A 23,836-nucleotide genomic window follows, 5' to 3' on the forward strand; every position below is an offset into this window, starting at 1 on the left:
AGAGTTATCCTACTTTTATTCTTTGAAGCTCTTTTGCCTCGGCTTCGATCGTAAAGTCATCAAGAACTTGTACAAGCTCCGCTCTCGTTTCACTTTGATTGATTTGGTTTCTTACGTCTGCATTGCCTCGCACACCTTTTAAGTACCATGCTGCATGCTTTCTCATTTCTCTGACAGCGACATGCTCACCTTTCAGATCAATGAGTCTGTCTAAGTGAAGTTTGCACACTGACATTTTTTCACGTATGTTTGGTTCTTCTTTCAGTTCTCCCGTTTCTAAATAATGAACCGTCCGGTAAATCATCCACGGGTTTCCTAGTGCGGCTCTTCCGATCATCACAGCATCCACACCGGTTTCATCAAGCATACGTTTTGCATCTTGAGGGGTTTTGACGTCTCCATTCCCGATAACAGGAATTGAAACAGATTGTTTTACTTCTTTCACGATATCCCAATTCGCTGTTCCTTCGTACATTTGCACACGGGTCCGTCCGTGAAGTGCAACGGCTTGTCCGCCTGCTCTCTCAACAGCACGGGCATTTTCGACAGCGAAAACATGGTCTTCGTCCCAGCCCATTCTCATTTTGACAGTAACAGGTTTATCTACAGCTTCTACGACAGCAGATACCATTTCATAAATCTTGTTTGGATCAAGCAGCCATTTTGCTCCTGCGTCACATTTCGTGATCTTCGGTACAGGACAGCCCATGTTGATATCAATGATGTCTGCCGTTGTATGCTGGTCGACAAACTTTGCCGCTTCTACAAGTGTGTCTTTTTCTCCTCCAAATATCTGAAGGCTCAACGGCTTTTCACGTTCATCAATGTACAGCATACCCATCGTTCTGGCATTATTAATCAAGATCGCTTTATCACTGACCATTTCAGCGCAGACTAAGCCCGCTCCAAACTCTTTCACAGTGAGTCTGAAAGCAGAGTTACACACACCAGCCATCGGTGCGAGCACCACTTTGTTTTTAATCTCGATATCTCCGATTTTAAACATCATGTCCCCTCCTTTCCTCTTCAATTATTGGTGAAAGTTCTTCCACCGTTATATTTAAAGCATCTGCTATTTGACCAACCATTTGGTTTGTTGGTAATCGATTGCCTCGCTCAATTTCTCCTAAGACAGAGACAGAGATACCCAGTCTTTTGGCGAACCCTTCCTGAGTATACCCTTTTAGCTTACGGTATGCACGAATTCTTCTACCCCACATGTCTTTTTCCATATGCTTACACCTTCTTGGTCTGTTACGGCGTTTATCTGAACTTCGCCGATTTCTGGGCAAATCTCACTCATCGGAACAAGAACGAATAAACGTTCGTACATTCTAGGATGTGGAATCACAAGTTGTTCTGTTTCAATATTTTCACGATTATAAAGTAAAATGTCAAGGTCAGCCGTTCGTGGACCCCACCTCACTTCTCTTGTTCTACCTAACTCTTGTTCGATTTTTTGAGTAAGAGCCAAGAGTTCATTTGGACGAAGCGAGGTGGAAATCTTCACTGCCATGTTTAAAAAGTCATCTTGATTTTCGTAGCCTACGGGTGTTGTCTCATATATAGATGAAATTAATTCCACTTGAACATCCGGATGTTCGTGAAGTTTTTTGACAGCTTCTTTTAGGTAGGTTTCTTTTTTTCCTATGTTTGAGCCTAAGGCGATATATGCTGTGTTGTTCATGCGCGCGATCTCGTCATTTCAATGGCAACGGACTGATAGTGTCCTGGAATTGGCGGATCTGGCTTAATCACTTTTACTGTACATTCCTGAACTGCTGGAAAGTCTGTTAACACTTGGTTTGCAATTCTTTCTGTCAGTGTTTCAACGAGGTTCACCGGCTCACCTTCTACAATGTTTTTGCAGATGTTGTAGAGCTCAGCATAGTTAATGGTCTCATTCAGGTCATCCGTTTGTCCTGCCTTACTTAAATCAAGTGAAGCTGTCAGGTCCACACGAAAGCGCTGGCCTAGTTTATTCTCTTCTGCAAATACGCCATGATAGCCGTAAAATTCCATTCCGTTTACATATACTTTATCGATGATAAGCGCCTCCCTTATTCAGCATGGCATCCATCATTTTTGCCATTCTTGCGATTTCTTTCACATCATGTACTCGGACCATTGCACTGCCCTTTTGAATCCCTAGACAGACCGTTGCCCCCGTTCCTTCAGTACGTTCTTCAGGCGGAAGGTCTAAGACTGCCCCTATAAATCGTTTTCGAGATGTTGCTAGAAGCAGTGGATAGCCAAGGCGGCAAAAATGTTCAAGTTCATTCATGACCATCAGGTTGTCTGTTTTATTTTTCGCAAATCCTACACCTGGGTCTAATATAATCATGTCATCACGGACACCCGCTTGTTTGACGATTTGAACACTTTCCTTCAAATCTGCGATCATATCTGAAATCAAATGTGTGTAATTCCGCTCTGGTCGATTGTGCATTAAGATAATTGGCACGTTGTGCCTCGCTGCCACATGCGCCATTTGAGGATCAGCTTTCGCCCCCCATACATCATTAATGATTGAGGCTCCTGCCTTCACCGCCTCATCTGCGACATGGGCTTTATACGTATCAATAGAAATAGGTATGTCCAATTCTTTTGTGATCTTCTCAATGACAGGAATGACCCTTGAAAGCTCCTCTTGCTCTGAGACAAGCGACGCTCCCGGCCGAGTCGATTCTCCGCCAATATCAATAATATGCGCCCCATCTTCCACCAGCTGCTTAGCATGAGCCAGCGCTTTATCGATTTGATTGAATTTTCCTCCATCTGAAAAAGAGTCAGGTGTGACATTTAAAATGCCCATGACCAATGTCTTCTCTTCATAACTAAGGGTATGGTGCTTGGCTTGTATGATTTTAGGCTGTTTTATCACTTGTTGTGTCATTGTGTCCACCTACTCTTTATGTTCTAGACGTTCTTTTGTATATTGTGTTCTCAGCTTTGTTGAGATCGTTCGCTTGTTTTTTGGCAGGATGATGTCTCCGATACTCTTAAAGGGCACAATTCCTTGAACCGAATTGGTCATCCACGCCTCATCAGCTGACAGCAAGTGTGAGAGTGTAAACCTTCCTTCTATTAGCGGAATCCCCAAAGCGTGCAGTGTTTCGATACAATACCGGCGGGTGATCCCATTTAAAATACCTGTATCAAGTGAAGGTGTATACACCGCATCTTCTTTTCGCCAAAATAGATTCGACGTAATCCCTTCTGCCACATCATCTTCTTTTGTTAAAAAGATGCCCTCTACCGATGGATCATTCCCTACTTCTCTTTTAGCCAGCAAGTTGTTCATGTAATGATGCGACTTAAGCCGCCTTAGACCTTCTGGTGTGTTTCTTCTTGTGTCAAGAGTGACTCCCTGCTTTTCATCTAATATAGATTCAGGCCGGAATGGAGAGATCATTACAAAAATGACAGGCTCCTTATAAGGGTCTGCAGAAAAGCCATTACCTCTGCCCGCAGAAACATTGAAGCGAATTCTCGCATGACCATCGGCTATACGATTTTGAGTTAATAATGTATGAATGATGTCGAGTACAAATGGTTTCTCTATTGTGGATTCGATGCAAAGGTCGAGTAATGCTTGATTGAGCCTTTCAAGATGCCAATCTAACAGGAAGACTTGTCCCGCCAGGCTGGTAAATGTTTCAAATACACCGATGCCATATAGAAAACCATGATCAAAAGGAGAAAGAGTCGCGTCTTTCTCCTCTATATACTGACCGTTCAGGTAAATGATCATGCGTTTACTTCATTCCCCTTTTTACGATAGGTTTCAATGAAATTCTTGAGCATTTCTTTACCGAAGGACGTCATAATCGATTCGGGATGGAACTGAACACTTTCAATTGGCAGTTCTTTATGGCGAATGGCCATGAGTTCGCCTTCCTTTGTGCTGGCTGTTCTGATAAAGCACTCAGGCAGCGTCTCGTCTTTGACAATTAATGAATGATATCTCGTTGCGACGAGTGGATTTTGGAGTCCAGTGAAAACTCCTTTGCCGTCATGTTCAATCTCTGACGTTTTTCCGTGCATTAACCGCTCTGCGCGAACCACATCTCCACCAAATACTTGTGCAATGGATTGATGACCTAAACACACACCAAAAATCGGAATCTTCCCAGCAAAATGCTTAATCGCTTCCATACTAATTCCCGCTTCATCCGGACTGCATGGTCCTGGAGAAATCATCAGAAAGTCTGGCTTAAGCTGTTCGATTTCTTGAATGGTGACTTGATCATTTCGTTTCACAATCAACTCTTCTCCAAGCTCACCTAAATACTGGACCAGGTTGTACGTAAATGAATCATAGTTATCAATCATTAATATCATACTCTGCTCACCTCTAACTCAAAATAGTCTCTTCTTTGCTCAACTGTAATGCTTTTTTCACTGCATAGGCTTTTTTAATGGATTCTTTAAACTCGTGTTTTGCTACAGAATCAATGACAATGCCCGCACCTGACTGCATGAAGGCTTTGCCCTCTGTACAATAAGCCGTACGAATGACGATATTGAAGTGCATATCTTGATTGAATCCAAACCAGCCTATAGATCCAGTATAAAGCCCACGTCTTGTTGGCTCAAGTTCTTCTATGATTTCCATTGTTCTCACTTTTGGCGCACCTGTGATTGTTCCGCCTGGGAATACAGCTCTCATGACATCGACCGCATCACAATCATCACGGAGTTCCCCTTGTACATTCGAGACAATGTGCATCACGTGTGAATATTTCTCAATGGCCATGAATTCGTTCACCTGTACGGAGCCGTAAGTAGACACTCGGCCAAGGTCATTCCGCTCAAGATCAACGAGCATGACATGTTCTGCGCGTTCTTTTTCATTTTCAATGAGTTCTTTTGCCAGCGCTTGATCCTCTGCGTCGTCCTTGCCTCGTGATCTTGTGCCAGCAATCGGTCTTGTTTCTAGATGAGTGCCTTTTTTCTTAATAAGCAGCTCTGGAGATCCACAAACAATCTGGAAATCTGGCGTGTGCAGATAGGACATATAAGGAGATGGGTTCACTTGACGTAATGTTTTGTATAAATGATATGGGTGCGTATGAAGCTGTTCATCTTGTCTAATGGACAGGTTCACTTGGAACACATCACCGCTAGCGATATATTGCTTAATTTTCTCTACAGCTTCCCCGAAAGCTTCTTCAGTAAAAGGCGCAGCCGGTACAAATTCCGAAGAAGACACGTTGACAGGTGAATGATGTGCTGATTCTTCTGATGTGCTTGTCCAGCTTCGCTTCCATTCTTCTAGTCTTTGATGAACTTCACTCACAGGTTCGTCTCCCTCTGTATGAGTGATCAGCCAGAGCACGTTTTCTTTATGATCAAAGACCGCAACATCATTAAACACGAGAAAATACAGATCCGGTGTTTTGAGATCATCAATTGACAGCATTTTAAAATGCTCGATATATCTTGCATAATCATAGCTTAAAAACCCAATCGCTCCGCCTTGAAAGTCAGGATATTCCTCATTCGTTTCCGTTTGAAGGGTTTGAAACCAATCTGCAAAGGCTCTAAATGGGTCGCCTTCTTTGAACAGAACCTCATCTTGATAATGAATGGTTGTCATTCCATCTTTCCCTTTCGCTTTAGCGATCGGGTGAATGCCAGCAATACTGTATGCTCCGCCACGTGCACTTTCAAGAAGAACATGGTGCGTTTCACGCGCCGTTAATTGTTCGTATCTTTTCAAGAATGCATCTTTCGTAAAAGGAATTTTGATGCCCATCGGCCTGCGTTGTGTCATGTTATCATCCTTTTTCATTTTCATTAATCTTATTGTAATGCAATCCTATTTATTTAGAAAATAGTATTTGCTTTCCATCTTCAGAATTCATGAAAAAACCCCAGCAAATGCTGGGGTGTATCGTTTAATCGAATTGATAAAGAGGAGTACTGAGGTAACGCTCTCCGTTACTTGGGATGATCGCTAGAACCTTTTTCCCTTTACCAAGCTTCTTCGCTGTTTGAAGCGCTGCGTAAATGGCTGCTCCTGAAGAAATACCGCCAAGGATTCCTTCTTCTTTTGCTGCCTTTCTTGAAAGCTCAAATGCATCTTCGTTTTTCACTTGGATAATGCCGTCATAAATTTCCGTGTTCAAGATGGAAGGCACAAATCCTGCTCCAATTCCTTGGATTTTATGCGGACCTGGCTTTCCTCCTGATAATACAGGGGAATCTGTTGGTTCTACCGCATAAAGCTGAATAGATGGGATGGCTTCTTTCAGAACTTCACCAGCACCCGTAATCGTTCCGCCCGTACCAACTCCTGCAATAAATGCATCAAGCTCGCCATCAAACTGTTCAAGAATTTCTTTCCCCGTTGTGCGGCGGTGAATTTCAGCATTAGCTTCGTTGCTAAACTGCTGCGGCATGAAATAACCATGCTCTTCAGCGAGTTCCTCTGCTTTTTTGATCGCACCTTTCATTCCTTCAGCACCTGGTGTTAATACAAGCTCTGCACCATAAGCACGTAATAGGTTGCGGCGCTCCTGACTCATGGTATCAGGCATAACCAAAATCGCATTGATTCCTTTCGCTGCGGCTACCATTGCGAGGCCAATTCCTGTGTTTCCACTTGTTGGCTCAATGAGCGTGTCGCCAGCTTTTAATTTACCTTTCGCTTCAGCATCCTCGATCATAGCTAACGCAATACGATCCTTTACACTGCTGCCCGGATTCATATATTCGAGTTTCAAGTAGACATCCGCACTGTCTTCATCTACTATACGGTTTAATTTAACGACTGGTGTATTTCCTATAAGTTCAAAAATTGAATTTGCAATACGAGCCATCACTAACACCTCTATCTCCGAGTAATTTTATTGTATTAATATTAAATTATCAATTTCGAAAAATTTTGTCAATGCTTTTAGTCCTGCTCTCCATCGTAAAACCATGTGACGTTTGCTTCTTTCCACAGGGTTTTGACATTCGCCTTTTCACCTAGATCTTCCATTGCGATCTGTCTTTTGATCTGATCTTTGACCTCTTTATAAGAGAAGGAGCGGCCATTTAATTTTTCTTTTAATTGTATGATGGCATAGCCATTTTTGATCTTTATTGGCTCTTTCGTCCATTCATCTAGTTGAAGCTTTTGGGCTTCTTGTATGTATAGGGCCGGGATGCTCTCTTGTTCTTCTGTCACAAACCCAAGATCTCCACCGTAAGGAGAGGTATATCGGTCGATGGATCGTTCAGCTGCCACAGCTTCGAAGCTAGATCCTCCTTTTAAATCCTTCAATACACTTTCTGCCTCGTCCTTTGTCTTCACGACAATATGGCGAATACGGTATGAGTCATCATATTGATATAAGTCCTTATTTTTTTCATAAAAGGATTTGGCTTCTTTTTCAGAGACGACCGCATCTCTTGTTAAGAGCTGCTCTAATAAAATTTGATAACGAATCTGCTCTTTCCATTCCTTTTCACTCGTATGACCATCTTCGTAGAAATTATTAGACACCGCTTTAAGCATCAACAACTCACGATTGATCTCTTTTGAAGACACCTCCAGCTTGTTTTCTTTCGCAAGCTGATTGACTACCTTCTGATTAATCATTTGTTCAAGTGTTGCCTTTCCATAGCGGTCTTCCATTTTCTTTAACCATTCTTGACGTGTTACCTTCTCTTTTCCAATGGACGCGATTTCTTCACCGCTCTTGCCGTTTGAAGAAGCCTGCGACATTTGTGACTTTGTTAATACATATGCAATGACAACGGCATTGATCATGAGCAAAACGAGGATAAATGTCCATACCACTCTTGCTTTCAGTCTCATCTTTCGTCTCCTTTCCATTCTAAAAAGAAAACCCGCTGCTTAGAGCTTAGCGGGTCATTTCTTCACGTAGCTCTTCTAGCTCTTCTTTTGTAAATACATACGTTTCGTTACAAAAATGGCATTGAGCTTCTGCTTGTCCGTCTTGTTCAATCATATCGTCAATTTCGTTTTGTCCTAGGCTGATAATGCCATTAGCAAACCGTTCTTTTGAGCAGTTACAAGAGAATTCGACAGGTACAGTTTCTAAGATTTGAGGTTTTTCACCGAGCACTTCTTCTAAAATTTCTTCGGGGGTCATTCCTTTTTCAATGAGTTTAGAGATCGGTTCGATGGTCGATAATCGCTGTTCGAGTCTATCAATGACAGCGTCTTCTGTTCCAGGCAGCAATTGAATGATGAAACCGCCTGCTGCGAGGATCGAGTTATCTGGATTTACAAGAACACCTACACCTACAGAGGACGGTACTTGCTCAGATGAGACGAGGTAATAAGTGAAGTCATCTCCAATTTCACCTGAAACGATTTCTGTTTGTCCTGTAAAGTGTTCCTTCATTCCGATATCTTTGACAACACTTAATGTTCCATTTGTTCCAACAGCACGTCTGACATCCAGTTTACCATGTTCATTTAAGTCAAAGTGAACTTGTGGGTTTGAGACATATCCGCGCACCTGACCTTTTGCGTTTCCATCAGCGATGATGGCTCCGATTGGTCCACCGCCTTCAATTTTGACAGTTAGCTTATTCTCGCCTTTCAGCATAGCTCCCATCATGACTGTAGCTGTCATGGTTCTGCCAATTGCTGCTGAGGCAGTTGGCCACGTATGGTGTCTTCTCTGTGCTTCGTTGATTGTATCTGTTGTGTTTGCAGCGTATGCACGGACTTTCCCGTCATATGCTAACGCTTTAACTAAGTAATCCATTTCGATTAAACCTCCTATATTACACCGACACGGTTACGTTCATAAATTAATTGAAGTCCTTTTAATGTTAGGAACGGATCGACAACATCAATACAGTCTGATTCCTTTCCAATCAATGTAGACAAACCGCCTGTTGCAATAACTTTCGGTGTTTGTTTGGCTTGCTGCTTCATCCGTTTCACTATTCCCTCGACTTGGCCAACGTATCCATATAGAATACCTGATTGCATCGCACTGATGGTGTTTTTTCCAACGATATGATCCGGGCGGACGATTTCAATTCTTGGCAGCTTAGCCGCTCTTGTATATAAAGCCTCAGTTGAGATGGTAATACCCGGTGCAATGGCTCCACCCATGTATTGTTTTTGTTCATTGATATAGCAGTAAGTTGTCGCTGTTCCAAAGTCTACCACAATGAGAGGTGCACCATATAGATGAATGGCTGCTACCGCATTGACAATTCGATCGGCGCCGACTTCCTTTGGATTGTCACACATGATGTTTAATCCCGTCTTCATTCCAGGCCCTACGATTTGGGGTGTAATGTGAAAATACTTTTCACACATTCTTTCTAGTGCAAACATCATTGGCGGGACAACAGATGAGATGATAATCCCTTCTATTTGGTCAAACATCAGCCCTACATAGTCGAATAAGGACCTGATCGACATACCAAATTCATCTTCTGTTTTATGACGGCTTGTTTCAATTCGCCAATGGTAGTTCAATTCGCCATTATGATAAACACCTAAAACGGTATTTGTGTTTCCTACATCTATCACGAGTAACAACTTCATCACCACTTTGAATAGTTTCTCAAAAAGAGCATTTTTCGACTTTCTATCATACCATACACGAATGGAGTTCCATTTGTAAACAATTCGAAACCGATCCATTCATGAATCGAAATAAAAAAAGCCGCCGGTGATCCCGACAGCTTTCACAGAAGGAGATTAGATCTCCTCATCTTCTTTTTTCTTGATGTTGACTTTCACATCATCGTTTTTCTCTTCGTCATCTGCGTATACACGCTCTGGAAGCTTTCCAGTTTCGTAAAGAGATTTAATTTGCTCAGCATCTAATGTTTCAACTTCTAGAAGAGCTTGTGCGATGATTTCTAGCTTATCTTTATTCTCAGTGAGAATTTGTTTCGCACGTTCGTAGCTTTCTTTAATGAAACGCTGAATTTCTTGGTCAATTTCGTAAGCGATCGCTTCACTATAATTCGGCTCGTTGTTGAAATCACGGCCAAGGAATACTTGACCTCCTTGTGATTGACCGAATTGCAGCGGACCAAGTTTATCAGACATACCAAATTCTGTTACCATTCTTCTTGCAATGCTTGTTGCACGCTGGAAGTCGTTGTGTGCGCCTGTACTTACTTCACCAAACGTAATTTCCTCTGCAACACGCCCGCCGAGCAAGCCGACAATTTTATCAAGAAGCTCTGGCTTCGTTTGGAAATAACGGTCTTCTTTCGGAAGCATGACCGCATATCCGCCTGCCTGACCACGAGGAACGATCGTTACTTTATGCACCATGTCTGCTTCGTCAAGGACAAGTCCAATGACGGTATGACCCGCTTCATGGTATGCCACGATATTACGTTCTTTCTTCGAAATGACGCGGCTTTTCTTCGCCGGCCCAGCGATGACACGGTCAGTCGCTTCGTCGATATCACGCATATCGATTTTCTTTTTGTTTTGACGGGCAGCAACGAGCGCTGCTTCGTTTAGTAAGTTCTCAAGATCTGCTCCAGAGAACCCTGGTGTTCTGCTTGCAATGGCTTTCAAGTTAACTGTATCATCAAGCGGTTTGTTTTTCGCATGAACCTTCAGTACTTCTTCACGGCCAATGACATCTGGGCGGTCAACCGTAATTTGACGGTCAAAACGTCCCGGACGCAGCAACGCAGGATCTAGGATATCTGCACGGTTCGTCGCAGCAATGATAATAATACCTTCGTTAGCACTAAAACCATCCATTTCAACAAGAAGCTGGTTAAGCGTTTGTTCACGCTCATCATGACCACCGCCAAGACCTGCTCCACGCTGACGACCTACTGCATCAATCTCATCAATAAAGATTAAGCAAGGTGCATTCTTTTTCGCATTTTCAAACAAATCACGTACACGTGATGCACCGACACCGACGAACATCTCGACGAAGTCAGAACCACTGATGCTGAAGAAAGGAACGCCTGCTTCTCCTGCAGATGCTCTCGCAAGCAATGTTTTACCTGTACCTGGAGGTCCTACTAGTAAAACCCCTTTAGGGATTCTTGCGCCAAGCTCCGCAAATTTACGAGGATCCTTCAGGAATTCAACCACTTCTACGAGCTCTTGCTTTTCTTCATCCGCACCGGCAACATCTTTAAATTTCACACGTTTCTTCTCTTCTGTGTAAAGCTTTGCCTTACTCTTACCAAAGTTCATGACACGGCTTCCACCGCCTTGAGCTTGGTTCAATAAGAAGAAGAACAGGATAAAGATGATGATAAACGGAATGATGGTTGTCAGAACTTGCAGCCATCCATTTGTTTCAGGTGCTGGTTCTACTTTTACATCTGTATTCTTCAGCGCACTGTAAATTTGGTCAACACCTTGACCATCTGGAACATGGGTAATGAAGTATTCATCTTTTTTCGCGCCATTTAATTGACCACGAATTTCATAAACCCCTCTTACAGGCTGGATGGAGATACTCTCCACTTTTCCCGCACTTAGATTTTGCGAAAATTTGCTGTAAGACATGTTCTCAGGCTTTTGATTAGGGGACCCTAAATAACTCACAACCCCTATCACAAGTAATAAAATAAGTATATAAAAAATCGTATTACGAAAAACCCGATTCATTCCTTACCTCCTCCCACAGTAAGCACAACTATGTTCAATAGTATCATAGAAAATCATTCCAACACAACCAATAACCTCATGTATACGTATGCTGATTAGCCTTCGTAAACAGATGGTTTTAACACTCCAATATACGGGAGGTTTCGGTAACGTTCAGCGAAATCCAATCCATAGCCGACAACAAATGCATCTGGTACTTCAAACCCAACATAATCTGCTTTGATGTCTGCTTTGCGGCCGCTTGGTTTATCAAGCAACGTCACAATTTTGATGGAGTTTGCTTTACGGTATCGGAAAAGCTCTACCAGATAGCTCAAAGTTAACCCACTGTCGATGATATCTTCCATAATTAGAATATCTCTTCCTTCAACAGAAGTATCTAAATCCTTAATGATCTTCACTTCTCCAGAAGATACGGTAGATTTTCCGTAGCTAGATACATCCATAAAATCGAGCTCTAAATATGTATCAATGTGTTTGATCAGGTCTGCCATGAATGGAAGAGCCCCTTTCAAAACACCAATAGCCAGGGGAAATTTACCATCATAATCGCTGGTTAATGTTGCGCCCAGTTCCTTTACTTTTTGCTGGATCTCTTCTTCTGAGATCAAAATCTTTTCAATATCTTGTTTCATGCTTTTGCTTGCCCCCTACAAATTTTCGTGCTGTCTATATTGTAATACAATGAGATCGCTGTTTGTCATATCAATTTCTTCAAAAACGGATTTTTTCAGACCTGGGATCCAGATGATTTGATGATCCGAGTCAGTGACGATCGGCCAGCTGTCTCTTTCTGCAAGAGGCACTTTTTTATCAATAAATATATCTTTCACCTTTTTTGATCCATTCATCCCTTTAAGTTTGATTCGATCACCTTTTTTTCGTGAGCGAATGATCAAAGGGAATCGAACATGATCTTTTTGAAGCAAGAAAAAATGGTTCCCGTTCCGTGCATCCTTCGGAACATGATTTGATACCACGATAGACTGTCCATTCGGGAGAAAAAGTTCTTCGCCGATCTCACCCTTTAAAAGATGAGCATAAGACTGATCTATGACTAGCGAGCGTTCAAAGGTAAACATACAGTGATCATAAGATTTGACAGCTTGTAAACCTTTTGGCAGATCTAATGATCCAGACGGTTGATCAGTATGAGATAACCAGTCCAAAGTCCCTAGAATATGCTGGTTTGAAAACGCTGATTGAGTGTTTTCATAAAGATAGTTTAATATTAGTTGAATGCCTCTTCTTTGTAAAGGCAAAGGCAGGTCAAGCAAAGGCTTCGTTTTGATCTCAATTTGCTTAGGCGTTTGACTCGTAATGACTTGGTTCATTTGCTTCTTTGTTAATGCCTGCAAGTAATGCTCATCCTCAGTCAGCATGTCACTTACAAACTGAAAGCTTTCATGCACATGAGGTGCCTCTTCTTTTAACACGGGAAGAATGTGTCTTCTTATCCGGTTTCTCAAGTAGTCATCTGTGTGATTGCTTTGATCAATGACATAGGGAACATGTTCTTTTTCGCAAGCTGTGAGCACGTCGTCCTTAGAATATCCAATGAGCGGACGAATGAGCCAACCTTCTTGAAAAGGACGTTTTGCTTGAATACCTGCGAGCCCTATTCCAACAGTCCCTCTTGTCAGCCTCATCATCATTGTTTCTACTTGATCGTCTCCATGATGTGCAAGCGCTATAAATTGAGCGTTGTACTGTTCCATCAATTGACGAAAGAAAGCATATCTGCACTCTCTTGCAGCTGCCTGTTTGTTTAAGCGGTTTTCTTTTGCATATTGGGTGACCTGTATGCGTGCCGATTCAAAAAGGATCTCATGCTCTTTACAGTACGCTTCAACAAATGCCAAATCAGCAAAGGATTCTTCTCCTCTGAACATGTGATCTACATGGGCTGCAATCAGCTGAAAGGAACCTTTTTGACGCTTGTTTAGTTCATGCAGCAAGAGCATAGAATCTGGTCCGCCAGAAACCCCGACAATGACTGTCGTATTTTCAAGGGAAACATCATGTTTTTTCAAAAAAGATTCAATTCTATTCACAACTTCCTCCTCACAAAGAGCAGGTAATTTAAAGATATACATATCCTATCACTTTCAGTAGCTCCAAGCAAAGAAGAAGCCTGCTTTTTTACAGCTCTACAACAGGAATAAAACCACATATGCACAGTAAAGAGCGAGTACACTGCAAACGATGAGAATGGTTTCAAAAAGTCCGCCTGATTTTTTGCGTACTGATGTTCTTTTCGACGAAGCCACTCTCGATCGTGAAGTCACCTGCTGGTTTTGATGAACAGCAGGCTTTTGTCTGTTTGGCTGCGTTTGCTTCTTTTGGCGTGTTTTGCTTGAAGCAAGCAGCTGGCCTTCTCTCAGCATCGCACGTTTCATATCTTCCGCTGATAGATACTTACCTTGAAGAGCAGCCTTTAACACCCTCTCATATCGCTTTAATAAAGGTTGTCCCTCAATAGCCCGATAAAGCTGTTTTTCTGGTTCTGTCCCTTTTTTGAATTCTTTTTTATAGGCACAGTTCACCATGATCATACTTAAGGCAAATAGATCATAAGATGGTTCTGCTTTTCTTGTACCGAATCCCCAGTAGCCGCGGTCAAAAAACTCTGTATACTCCTTAATTGCCCTTCCTGCCTTCGTTGTTCCTCCAACATCAATACATCGAATCGTGGCTGGGGGACCTGAAACGATGAGATTATCAGGTTTCAAGTCACCGAATATCCAGCCTTCTTTATGTAGGTGAGACAGGTTAGACAAAAGTTGAATCATAAGAACAATGATCCACTCATCGCCTTTTTGTTTCACAAATTCGAGCAGTAACGGTCCTCTGACATACTCCATCACATAAAACGAACGCTTTTGTAACATGCCAGGATAAAGGGCATCATCCATATCATAAAAAGAAGGCCCCATGGTTTTCACAGGAGCCTTTGAAAAGGATTTTAATACATTGACTTCAGATGCAATGAGCATACTGTCATCACTCACTTTAAGGGCCACTTGCCCATTTGGCGATTCGGCCAGATAGACAACACCGTTCGCCCCTTTTCCCAGCTCTTTTACAATGCGGTAATGATGGTGATGCCATTTCCCTTTGATCATCGTACCTAGCGGGATGTTAGAAGCCGAATTCATCATCATGCTCTTCCTTTGCTTCAAGCAGCCCTTTACGTGAACGAACTGATTTGAAATGCTGAAGTGCTTCTCGGATTGCTGGCCCAGTTGGTGTAATCCCTCCGGTAGTCAGCTTTGGAAAAATAGATGATAACGAATCGAACCGAGGCGTCCAGTTCAACACAATTTCTGCATCTGAGTGTTTCCCGGGAAATACACACATCCCAAACTGATTTTCACCAATTCTCGAATTTAAACTAATAGAGAGATCAATCAGTGCTTCTTTGACAGTTGGCAGCTTCGGTTTCATACTTGCACTTGTATCTACAAGCACGAGCACTTGAAGATGAACAGTCTCACCTAACTCATCGACAACTTCCATCACTTCTCCACGCTTATCTGGCGGAAGCTCTTCAATTTCAGTATCTTTGCCAAGAATTTGCTGCAATTCTTTATTCACAACACCTTGTAACGTTTGTGTCATCGCCTTTTTTGTGACCATTTGTACCGTTTGAGACAATTGCTGGACGTAGACAACCTGATGGATGCCTCCGCCTGCGAGAGCGATCCCCTCTACTTCTTTCATCGCTTCATGATCGTGTCTGTTTTCTTCCATAATGCCAATGACATTGACTGTGATCCCTTGTTCCTTTGCCAATGCGGCAATCGCAAGTGGGTCTTCCCCATGATTTGAGCAGCCATCTGTAATCAATAAGATTTGGTTTACGTGACCTTTTCGCATCTTCATTCCTCCTGGGATTGTAACTGAATGCTTATATCCCCATCATCGCCAGAAGAAATTCATATTATACGATATGTTAAGAAATCTCTTGTTTCTCCAGATAGAATGTACCTGTCGGAATGGATGCCCATTTTGGTGTGTTATGGTCGAGCCTAATGACGACAACCGTCATATCGTCATCAATTTGACCTGATCTTGTTCGAATGACTTCCTCCATTAATAAATCAGCAATCTCTTGTGGATCCTCTGTTTTAAAACTCTTCATTTTTCGTTTGACCCATAAATCATGATTTTCGATATGCTTTGGCCCTTCAAAAATACCATCGCTCATCATGATGAGCAGATCTCCAGCCTTCATCTGTTCACTCACAACCTCTAATTCGAACTCATCAATAATGCCAATAGGCAAGTTGCTGGCTTGTACTTTCATCACTTGATCACCCCGTTTAATAAAGCTAGGGGTTGAACCAATCTTTAGAAACTTACAGCTTGCATCCTGTAAATCAATGATTGATAAATCTAACGTTGAGTAGATTTCATCTGTCGTCCGTAAAGATAAAATGCTATTAATCGTTTTAATCGCCACTTTTTCATCGATACCAGACGCCAAGATTTTTTCTAACAGCTTGATCGTTTCATTGCTTTCAAAGTGAGCTCTTGCTCCATTTCCCATCCCATCACTAATCGCTGCGGCATATTTACCTGCCCCCAGCTCCATCATACTGTAGCTGTCTCCAGATACTAACCCTCCGCCTTTCGCTGCATGCGCTACGCCTGTAGCCACTCGATACGATTTAGCTGAACCAAATACAACATGACAATAGCCTGTTGGATGCTCGGCGCATTGCTCTGTTTTCACTAAAATCTGTTCTTCTAAAATATCTGAAAGCATTGGGGCGATGATTTTTTCGCATTCCCCATGACCTTGGCAATACGGGATTCTCATTTCTATATCGACATTCCCCTGTTCTAAGCTATAGATTTCTACTTGCTGAATCTCAATGCCAAAATGCTGAAGTGCTTCTATCATCTGCTCTTCCTGAATAAAATGCTGTTCTCTTTCTCGTTTTATTTCCCGGGAAAAATCCTCCATGACTTGTGAGACCCCCATAAGCTGTTCTGCCACAAGACGCCTGCTGTCTTGGACCTTTTTCTTCAAGGTCTGGTTCGCTTTGTAGTAAGCGATCTCCTCTTCAATCAATTCTTCGACATGCTTTGATTTTGAGCAGTGCTGACTGAATTTCTTTTTTAACTTCCGGTTATGCTCATACGTTTTTTCATCAGATTCATGCATAACTTGTTTCATGAGTTCATAGGTTGTATCAAAGTTCTGCACCCAGCATTTATTTTTCTTATAGCACGTTTGACAGGATCGTTCTGTGATCGTACTTAAAAAAAGATCTACATCCTCTTCCTGCTTCTTCTCCTCAGGAATGGACTCGTAAAATGTCGCAAAACTCTCAGACAGCGCATGAAATACATGAGAAAATTGATCTACTTTTTTGGCTGTCACATCTCGTACTTTTCTGGCATATTGCTGCTGTTCCTGCACATGCTCTACCGTACCAGGAATATATTTTGCCACCTTGGACGTCACCGACTGCGGTGTGAGCAGAAACAGCGCAACTGCGATGAGTGATTCATATAGCGTAGTCATGAGCCCCGCTGACCCTTCTCCGTAGAGGGAGATCAGTAAAGAACCTACAATTAAGCCAATGGCTGCTCCTGCCTTCTTTCCTTCTTTTAATAATCCGCCTAATAAGCCTGAAAAGGCAAGAAGACTCATCTGATAAAGGTTGCCAATGTTGGCGAGACCGAGAATTAAACCAGTGACTACCCCCACCGTACAACCAATACTGGCCCCGCCAATAAAGGCAAAAGTCAGTACTACATATCGCGACAAAATATGCTCTGCCTGCATCCCTTGATAGGTAATGCCTGCTAGGCCTGTCAAAACCGATGCAATTAAAATCATAAAACAAATGATTTCTTCGACCTTTAAAGAGTGTTTTATTTTCCTGACTGTAAAAATAGGGAGACTTTGCAGGAAAATCAGTGTCAGGATGAAGGCTAGTCCTGCTTCGACCCCAGCCATCACATAGTCATAGCTTTGTACAGCACCCTGCTCTAAGTAAACAAAAGCTCCCCTAGTCATCAGCATCGAAAGCACAATCACAACCGGTAATGTTTTCACCGGGTCTTTGATGATGAAAGACGCCACTTTCGACATGATCAGGAACACGATCAATGACGCAAACACGAATAGTGCATTTTGAGGTGATATCGTCATCGCCCCAGCGAGTAAAGCAAGACAGGCAAGCATGGCCTTATCCCTTTTAATGAGCAGCATGGAGCCAAAGAAAGGCAAAGCAAACGGCATAATTTCAGATAAGATAAAGGCTCGTCCTAATAAAAAGCCAAGAACAACATAAATAAACCCTTTATAGAAAAAAAGAGAATGTGTATGATGAAGAAACAGGTTTTTCATCTTTTTCAAACCTGCACTGATTCTTTCAAACCCGGCTCCAGTTAAATCAGTTCTTCTTTCTAGTTTTTCCATCTTCTCATCCCCCACCTAATATTCGTTGCTTGTCATTATAGCGAAGGTGAAAAAGAAATTTTGTCAAAAGAAGTTGTCGTTTCCATAAAACGTTCGACGCTTTATTCGTCAAAGAGGCATACTTTCATGAAAGTCGATGTCTTTCATCAGAATCTTACGGAAGCACAAAAAAACAGCTTTCTATAGAAAGCTGTTTTGAAGATGACCCGTACGGGATTCGAACCCGTGTTACCGCCGTGAAAGGGCGGTGTCTTAACCGCTTGACCAACGGGCCTTGCTTAATGTTCTATTTAAAAGGATAGCGGCGGAGGGGATCGAACCCCCGACCTCACGGGTATGAACCGTACGCTCTAGCCAGCTGAGCTACACCGCCATAATGAAATATGCGCTAAGAAGCACAAGAACTATAATACAAAGGATTCGCTTGTCCGTCAATAGAAAGTTTTAAATTAAATGGCGAAATCTCAAAAAACGTTGTATTTGTATCGAAAGAAAAGCACCCACTGAACAGCAGGTGCTTTGTTGTGAAAAATATATAGAAAGCAGCAACAAGTTAACCTCTTCTTGCTCCGCGCCCCCCACGTTTTGATTCCGTGTTTCGTTTTAAAGATGTTAAGCGATCTTCGCTATCTTTTAAGAATTTGTTCATTTTTTGCTCAAACGATTCCTTCGGACGGAAATCATTTCTGCTCGGTCTTGATTGTTGTTGAGGACGATCTTTTGCTTTTTTAATGGACAAGCCGATTTTACCGTCTTTTTCAACGTTAATCACTTTCACTTCAACTTGTTCACCGACTTTTAAATGCTCATTAATATCTTTTACATAGTTATCGGCTACCTCACTGATATGAACGAGACCAGTTGAACCGCCTGGCAACTCCACAAAAGCTCCAAAATTTGTAATGCCCGTAACTTTCCCTTGTAACTTGCTGCCAACTTCAATCGACATAAAAAAAGTGCTCCTCCTTAGACTTATAAAAAAATCTCATTTGTTCAATTATACATAAACTGAATTTTAAGTGTCAACAAGGCTAATCGCTCTTATTGCCCACATCAAAGATTTTTTCGCCTTTTTTGGACATATAATAGTCCCGTCGTGCCAGTTCGAGTACGTATTCTTTGCTTTTCAGCTTCTTAATTTCATCAGAAATATCTTCCTGCTTTGTTTGTAATTGCTTCAATTCTTTTTCTAGCGCAACCTTCTTCTCTTCTTTTTCTTTCAATGCAGACGATTGCGACCAGAGGGCACTTGTCACCAAGACAGCAAACATGAGCACGATCACACCAAACACGGTCAGCCTTCTAAGGAGTCCGCGGCGTTTGCGTTTTAGGCGCTGTGCTTGCTGTTCCATTTGTTTTTGATAATCGTTTTGAATTTGTGCGATATTTCTTTTTCTCTCGTTCAAGGATGAAGGCCTCCTCTCTTACTTTGTCCAGAATTGTTTCCATTTCGTTTTGATGATACGAGATAATTTCTTGATCCCTTGTAAAATTCCTGCTCCTTTTGAGAAAAACAACCTTAATGATGTTCGCCATTTTTCGGGAATCCGATGAATAATGGTCACATTGAGTAACCAAATAAGCGGATAACAAACAATTGACAGCACCTTCCACACGAGTCGAAATGTAAAATGAACAAGACGTAAGAGCGAGTGGAACAAGAACAGAATAGCACTTATGACCAATGTAACGATCCAGCGAATTGGCTGGAAGACGATCAACATGATCAGCCTTTTCAAGACGAGAACAGTCTGATTTATACACATCATCATAAACTTGAGGATGCTGATATACAGCTGTTTCATCAATGCCTGGTACATCGAGAAACCTAAAGCAACAGCTAGAAAAATATAAAACCTGAATTCTCCCTCATTTGTGAGCAGCAGCACATAAAAGAATAAGAGCCCCTGCACCATCCAAAAAATGAGATCGTGAATGACCAGAAGCCATTTTGCTGTTTTTTCCCGATTCACAAACAGCTTGTACGTATCCAGCGATGCGCCCAGCCAGATGCCCATCGCCGCCATCGAAAGCATCGTATAAAACTGGACTGTCAGCGTCATTTAAACAGCTTGCTAAAAATCCCTTTAGCTTTCTCCCCGTGCTGTTCATCTACATAGATTAAGTCAAAGACACGCCCTTTGATGGACACTACACCTTTTTCTACGTCTAAGTTTTTCATTTGCAGATTTTCTCCGCGAATGGCGAGAACCCCCATGACCGTCTCAAGCAGAAACTCTTCATTATCGAAGCTTTCTACTTGTTTGACCCCGGTAATATCTAAATGCTTTCTGTTGCGCATTGTGATATTGTGCTCCGCTTCTGATGACAGCTTCGTGCCTTGAGGTTGATTATAATATTGATTCATTTATACATCCCCCATATCTCATACTTGCATTGTTACTGCATTGTATGTGACAGGCGGGATATTTAGAACAAGCCCTATTCTGCTGTTTTCTCTTCTTTCAGCACGGTATACATGCCAGCAGCTTCTTCTTTTTTCGTTGTGTCCTTTAACTCGTTGACTTGAACGGTCACAAGCTTTTGACCAAAACGGATTTGAAGCTCGTCCCCTTCTTTGACGTCAGAGCTGGCTTTCGCCTGCGTTCCATTAATGGAAATTCTACCTTGATCGGCTACTTCTTTTGCCAATGTTCTTCTTTTGATCAAACGAGACACTTTTAAAAATTTATCTAGTCTCACGTGTGTTCACCTCTTTCAATGCGTTTGGCATCGTTCCACAGTTCGTCCATTTCTTCTAGCGTCATGTCCTCTAGTGAACGTCCCATGTCCTTTGCTTTTTGTTCGATATGCTGAAAGCGCCGCATGAATTTTGTGTTAGCAGATGAGAGAGCCGTTTCAGGCTCTAGCTGATAGAACCTACCTATGTTGACGAGAACAAACAAAAGATCTCCAAATTCATCTTTCATGTGCTTTGTTGCACCTTCCTGCGTCTTCTCTGCCACTTCCACAAGGAATTCCTGCTTTTCTTCTTCGTATTTGTTCCAAATATCTTCTACTTCTGTCCAATCGAAGCCCACCTTAGCAGCTTTCTTTTGGAGCTTATAGGCTTTTGTTAGAGCGGGAAGTGTCGCTGGGATGGACTGCAAAATAGATGCTGCCCGCTCCGGCTTCTCCTGCTGCTTAATTTTTTCCCAGTTGGCTACCACATCTGATGCTTCAGACACATTCGTATCACCAAACACATGCGGATGTCGTCGAATCATCTTTTCTGTCACCTGCTGGATGACGTCATCAATTGAGAAATAGCCATCATCTTCACCAATTTGAGCATGGAGTAAAACTTGAAGCAGCACATCTCCAAGCTCCTCTACCATATGATCTGGGTCGTCTTCATCTATGGCTTCAAGCAGCTCATAGCATTCTTCAATTAAGTAAGGCTTGAGCGACTCATTGGTTTGTTTTTGATCCCACGGACAGCCGCCTGGTCCCCTTAATGTACGAATGACTTCGCGGAAAGTGTCAAATTGTTGATAGAGCAGCTTTTCATCTTGAATCGGAGGTACATAAACACTCGTTAAGTTATTTATCGACACATCTCGATCAAGTTCAAATAAAGGAACAGCTTTCAGCTGCTCCTGACTGCTTCCCGCCGCAGTCACGATGTAGACTTCATAATCGTCTGGCAATTTTTCCATAAGTGTGAGCTTCACATTGGAAGCTGTCATTTGATCATACACCTGACAGATCAGCACGTGCTGGGTGAACTTCAGATCATCCGCTTTCATATCCCCTGCATCAACAAATTGCAGCCCTTCAATCGGGTCAATTTGCAGTAAATTAAAGGTCGCATCTAGAAAACTTTGTCCACCAGCAACATACACCTCAACCCCGCGCTCCTTCTGCTGCGAGACGAGCAGCTGCACTGTCTTTTCCGCTACAAACGGGTGTCCTGGTACTGCATAGACAATATCTTTTTCCGCAGCCTCTGCGAATAGAATATCTGTGATTTCCTCATACACCGAATCAAACTCATCGTGTTTTTCATAAATCTCGTCAAAAAAGATCAGAGACGGGACCTCCTGCATCAACTCTGCTGTGAGCGGATGATCCTGTGTTCTCATGTATACTTCTTTCGCCTGCTTCAACTGCTTATATACACCGAGCGTCAGCTGATCCATGTCGCCTGCCCCAAGACCGACGACTGTCATCTTACCTGCCATTTTGATTCCCTCTCATCTGTTTAAAATATAAAATCTTTTCTCCTAATGGAATGAGTCTCCATTCCTCGTCCGTAAATACTTCTAGCTTAAGAATACTATATAAAAAGGCGAAACCACCAATAAAAACTGATGTCAGACTCTCCAAAACGGAAAACGGACGTTTTTCAAAGGGAATGACCCAAGAAAACAATACCTGATATCCTATTAAAACGATGGCCATAAAAGCCGCTGATAAAAGAATTTTTACCGGGAACAGCTCTCTGATTGAAATCCATCCTTTATGCTTCAAATAAACCGCATTGAGCACAGCCGCGGCGAAAAAACCACAGACAGTTGACCATGCAGCACCGTAAATACCGAATACCGGGACAAGGGCAAGCGTCAGCCCCCATTTCACCATCACACTCAGAATCACCACAACAGCTGGATACACGGTATGCCCTAGTCCTTGAAGTAAAGCTGTTTGCGTGATCGCAATCGACGTAAATGCGATTGATATACAAAATATTTGCAGTGCGCCTGTCCCTAAGTCATTACGAAAAAGCATTGTATTGACTGACGATAAAATACAAATAAGCCCGACTGCCGAACCAATTCCCAGCACCGCCGTTGTCTTAAACGACGTACGAACTTTTTGACGAATCGCTTCGTGCTGTCCTTTCCTCAAAGCTGACGACAAAAATGGAACAAGAGAGGTTCCGATACTAATCGCAAACACCGTCCCTAGTTGCAAAAATGGCTGACCTCGGTCATACACGCCTTTTGCCGCCTTTGCAGCCGTTTCACTCAATCCCTCGCTGCGCAGCAAAGCATAGAGGTGAAAGGCATCAATCATTTGCATCCATAGGATAAGCAAACCACTCACACAAATCGTCAATGTATACAGCACCAGACTCTTCAGCACATCTTTTTTCCGCAGCGCAGCCTGTTTGAATATCTTGCCCGATGCAGACCGCTTTCGATAGGTCAGCCAAAGGAAAAGAAGGAGAATGAGTGAGGCCGCACTTCCCGCTATAGAGGAGAACACCGCACCCGCTCCTGTTTCATAAAGCGAATAGCCGTGTCTCACAAAATAAAAGGATAAAACAAGCAGGACGCCTACTCTGATTAGCTGCTCAACCAATTGGGAGACCGCAGTGGGAAGCATCATGCCGTCACTCTGAAAAACACCCCTCAGCATAACGGTAAGCGGCAAAAATAGAAAAACAAACGCACTCATCTGGATGAGCAAAATTAATTGGCTGTCTGCCATGAGGTTCGCAATGCTGCCTGCTCCTATGTATAGACAAAGAAATAAGACCAAGCTCAGGAAAGTGATATACACCAAGGATACCCTTGTAATGATTCGGCGATTCTCTTCACCATGCTCGCTCAAGAGCTTGGACACCATGACAGGAAACCCTGTTGTTCCGAGCATGATCGCAATGCCAAGAAAGGGATACACCTGCTGATAAATATAAAAACCTGTGTCTCCTACGATGTTTTGAAAAGGGACACGATATACGGCACTTAGTACCTTTGATAACAAGCCTGCGATGGTTAAAATCACCGCACCTTGTAAAAGCCGATGCGACTGATTCACAGCATTTTTCATGGATGACTCCTTTATGTTCAATCAAAAAA

The 23,836-nt window shown here is 42.5% G+C and carries 24 protein-coding genes, 2 tRNA genes and 1 pseudogene; all 27 read right to left on the reverse strand.

Annotated features, from left to right (window positions below):
- Positions 1 to 4: 4 nt before the first annotated feature.
- Positions 5 to 1,006, reverse strand: a complete 1,002-nt coding sequence (dusB, locus tag GPA07_RS00585) for a tRNA dihydrouridine synthase DusB (RefSeq protein ID WP_008357372.1) — start codon at positions 1,004 to 1,006, stop codon at positions 5 to 7.
- Entirely contained in the window at positions 999 to 1,232 is a 234-nt protein-coding gene (locus GPA07_RS00590) for a helix-turn-helix domain-containing protein (protein WP_008357374.1), read from the reverse strand. The genes dusB and GPA07_RS00590 overlap by 8 nt, the downstream gene beginning before the upstream one ends.
- Entirely contained in the window at positions 1,184 to 1,687 is a 504-nt protein-coding gene (gene folK, locus GPA07_RS00595; protein WP_008357376.1) for a 2-amino-4-hydroxy-6-hydroxymethyldihydropteridine diphosphokinase, read from the reverse strand. Before folK ends, GPA07_RS00590 begins: the two co-directional genes overlap by 49 nt.
- Complete coding sequence (folB, locus tag GPA07_RS00600) at positions 1,684 to 2,046, reverse strand: dihydroneopterin aldolase (protein WP_034738726.1); 363 nt, start codon at positions 2,044 to 2,046, stop codon at positions 1,684 to 1,686. The genes folK and folB overlap by 4 nt, the downstream gene beginning before the upstream one ends.
- Positions 2,039 to 2,896, reverse strand: coding sequence for a dihydropteroate synthase (gene folP, locus GPA07_RS00605; protein ID WP_157291865.1), 858 nt, complete (start codon positions 2,894 to 2,896; stop codon positions 2,039 to 2,041). Before folP ends, folB begins: the two co-directional genes overlap by 8 nt.
- Before the next feature lie 9 nt (positions 2,897 to 2,905).
- Complete coding sequence (pabC, locus tag GPA07_RS00610) at positions 2,906 to 3,754, reverse strand: aminodeoxychorismate lyase (protein ID WP_008357383.1); 849 nt, start codon at positions 3,752 to 3,754, stop codon at positions 2,906 to 2,908.
- On the reverse strand, positions 3,751 to 4,344 hold the full coding sequence (gene pabA / locus GPA07_RS00615) for an aminodeoxychorismate/anthranilate synthase component II (RefSeq protein WP_008357385.1): 594 nt from the start codon (positions 4,342 to 4,344) through the stop codon (positions 3,751 to 3,753). Before pabA ends, pabC begins: the two co-directional genes overlap by 4 nt.
- 13 nt (positions 4,345 to 4,357) lie before the next feature.
- Positions 4,358 to 5,779: an anthranilate synthase component I family protein gene (locus GPA07_RS00620; protein ID WP_008357387.1), complete on the reverse strand. Its 1,422-nt coding sequence runs from the start codon at positions 5,777 to 5,779 to the stop codon at positions 4,358 to 4,360.
- A 124-nt stretch (positions 5,780 to 5,903) separates the two neighbouring features.
- Entirely contained in the window at positions 5,904 to 6,827 is a 924-nt protein-coding gene (gene cysK / locus GPA07_RS00625; protein ID WP_157291866.1) for a cysteine synthase A, read from the reverse strand.
- Positions 6,828 to 6,904: 77 nt separating this feature from the next.
- Complete coding sequence (locus GPA07_RS00630) at positions 6,905 to 7,813, reverse strand: peptidyl-prolyl cis-trans isomerase (RefSeq protein ID WP_157291867.1); 909 nt, start codon at positions 7,811 to 7,813, stop codon at positions 6,905 to 6,907.
- 46 nt (positions 7,814 to 7,859) lie between these two features.
- Positions 7,860 to 8,735: an Hsp33 family molecular chaperone HslO gene (gene hslO / locus GPA07_RS00635; RefSeq protein ID WP_008357393.1), complete on the reverse strand. Its 876-nt coding sequence runs from the start codon at positions 8,733 to 8,735 to the stop codon at positions 7,860 to 7,862.
- A 14-nt stretch (positions 8,736 to 8,749) separates the two neighbouring features.
- Entirely contained in the window at positions 8,750 to 9,526 is a 777-nt protein-coding gene (locus tag GPA07_RS00640; RefSeq protein WP_008357395.1) for a type III pantothenate kinase, read from the reverse strand.
- A gap of 162 nt (positions 9,527 to 9,688) precedes the next feature.
- On the reverse strand, positions 9,689 to 11,590 hold the full coding sequence (ftsH, locus tag GPA07_RS00645) for an ATP-dependent zinc metalloprotease FtsH (protein ID WP_008357397.1): 1,902 nt from the start codon (positions 11,588 to 11,590) through the stop codon (positions 9,689 to 9,691).
- Positions 11,591 to 11,685: 95 nt separating this feature from the next.
- The gene (hpt, locus tag GPA07_RS00650; protein WP_008357399.1) at positions 11,686 to 12,225 is read right to left on the reverse strand and encodes a hypoxanthine phosphoribosyltransferase; all 540 of its coding nucleotides are present in this window, start codon (positions 12,223 to 12,225) and stop codon (positions 11,686 to 11,688) included.
- Positions 12,222 to 13,644: pseudogene (gene tilS / locus GPA07_RS00655) on the reverse strand (tRNA lysidine(34) synthetase TilS). Before tilS ends, hpt begins: the two are co-directional and overlap by 4 nt.
- Before the next feature lie 96 nt (positions 13,645 to 13,740).
- Complete coding sequence (locus GPA07_RS00660; RefSeq protein WP_157291868.1) at positions 13,741 to 14,748, reverse strand: protein kinase domain-containing protein; 1,008 nt, start codon at positions 14,746 to 14,748, stop codon at positions 13,741 to 13,743.
- Positions 14,732 to 15,469, reverse strand: a complete 738-nt coding sequence (locus tag GPA07_RS00665) for a vWA domain-containing protein (protein ID WP_071168243.1) — start codon at positions 15,467 to 15,469, stop codon at positions 14,732 to 14,734. Before GPA07_RS00665 ends, GPA07_RS00660 begins: the two co-directional genes overlap by 17 nt.
- A gap of 76 nt (positions 15,470 to 15,545) precedes the next feature.
- Positions 15,546 to 18,029: a stage II sporulation protein E gene (gene spoIIE / locus GPA07_RS00670; RefSeq protein WP_071168244.1), complete on the reverse strand. Its 2,484-nt coding sequence runs from the start codon at positions 18,027 to 18,029 to the stop codon at positions 15,546 to 15,548.
- A 202-nt stretch (positions 18,030 to 18,231) separates the two neighbouring features.
- Positions 18,232 to 18,303: transfer RNA gene (locus GPA07_RS00675), tRNA-Glu, on the reverse strand.
- Between the two features lie 25 nt (positions 18,304 to 18,328).
- A tRNA-Met gene (locus tag GPA07_RS00680) sits at positions 18,329 to 18,402 on the reverse strand.
- A gap of 180 nt (positions 18,403 to 18,582) precedes the next feature.
- Entirely contained in the window at positions 18,583 to 18,978 is a 396-nt protein-coding gene (locus GPA07_RS00685; protein WP_008357409.1) for a S1 domain-containing RNA-binding protein, read from the reverse strand.
- An 82-nt stretch (positions 18,979 to 19,060) separates the two neighbouring features.
- Positions 19,061 to 19,435: an FtsB family cell division protein gene (locus GPA07_RS00690; protein WP_007496186.1), complete on the reverse strand. Its 375-nt coding sequence runs from the start codon at positions 19,433 to 19,435 to the stop codon at positions 19,061 to 19,063.
- Positions 19,436 to 19,453: 18 nt separating this feature from the next.
- Positions 19,454 to 20,092 carry a spore cortex biosynthesis protein YabQ gene (gene yabQ / locus GPA07_RS00695; protein ID WP_071168245.1) on the reverse strand — a complete coding sequence of 213 codons (639 nt, stop codon included), beginning with the start codon at positions 20,090 to 20,092 and terminating at the stop codon, positions 19,454 to 19,456.
- A complete protein-coding gene (gene yabP / locus GPA07_RS00700; protein ID WP_008357415.1) occupies positions 20,089 to 20,397 on the reverse strand; it encodes a sporulation protein YabP in 309 nt (102 codons plus the stop codon). Before yabP ends, yabQ begins: the two co-directional genes overlap by 4 nt.
- A gap of 74 nt (positions 20,398 to 20,471) precedes the next feature.
- Positions 20,472 to 20,732, reverse strand: a complete 261-nt coding sequence (locus GPA07_RS00705) for an RNA-binding S4 domain-containing protein (RefSeq protein ID WP_008341839.1) — start codon at positions 20,730 to 20,732, stop codon at positions 20,472 to 20,474.
- Positions 20,729 to 22,213: a bifunctional methyltransferase/pyrophosphohydrolase YabN gene (gene mazG / locus GPA07_RS00710; RefSeq protein WP_157291869.1), complete on the reverse strand. Its 1,485-nt coding sequence runs from the start codon at positions 22,211 to 22,213 to the stop codon at positions 20,729 to 20,731. Before mazG ends, GPA07_RS00705 begins: the two co-directional genes overlap by 4 nt.
- On the reverse strand, positions 22,203 to 23,807 hold the full coding sequence (locus tag GPA07_RS00715) for a putative polysaccharide biosynthesis protein (protein ID WP_157291870.1): 1,605 nt from the start codon (positions 23,805 to 23,807) through the stop codon (positions 22,203 to 22,205). Before GPA07_RS00715 ends, mazG begins: the two co-directional genes overlap by 11 nt.
- Positions 23,808 to 23,836: the final 29 nt, after the last annotated feature.

It is taken from the genome of Bacillus sp. ms-22 (genome assembly GCF_009759805.1).
GTDB classification, from domain to species: Bacteria; Bacillota; Bacilli; order Bacillales; family Bacillaceae; genus Bacillus; species Bacillus xiamenensis.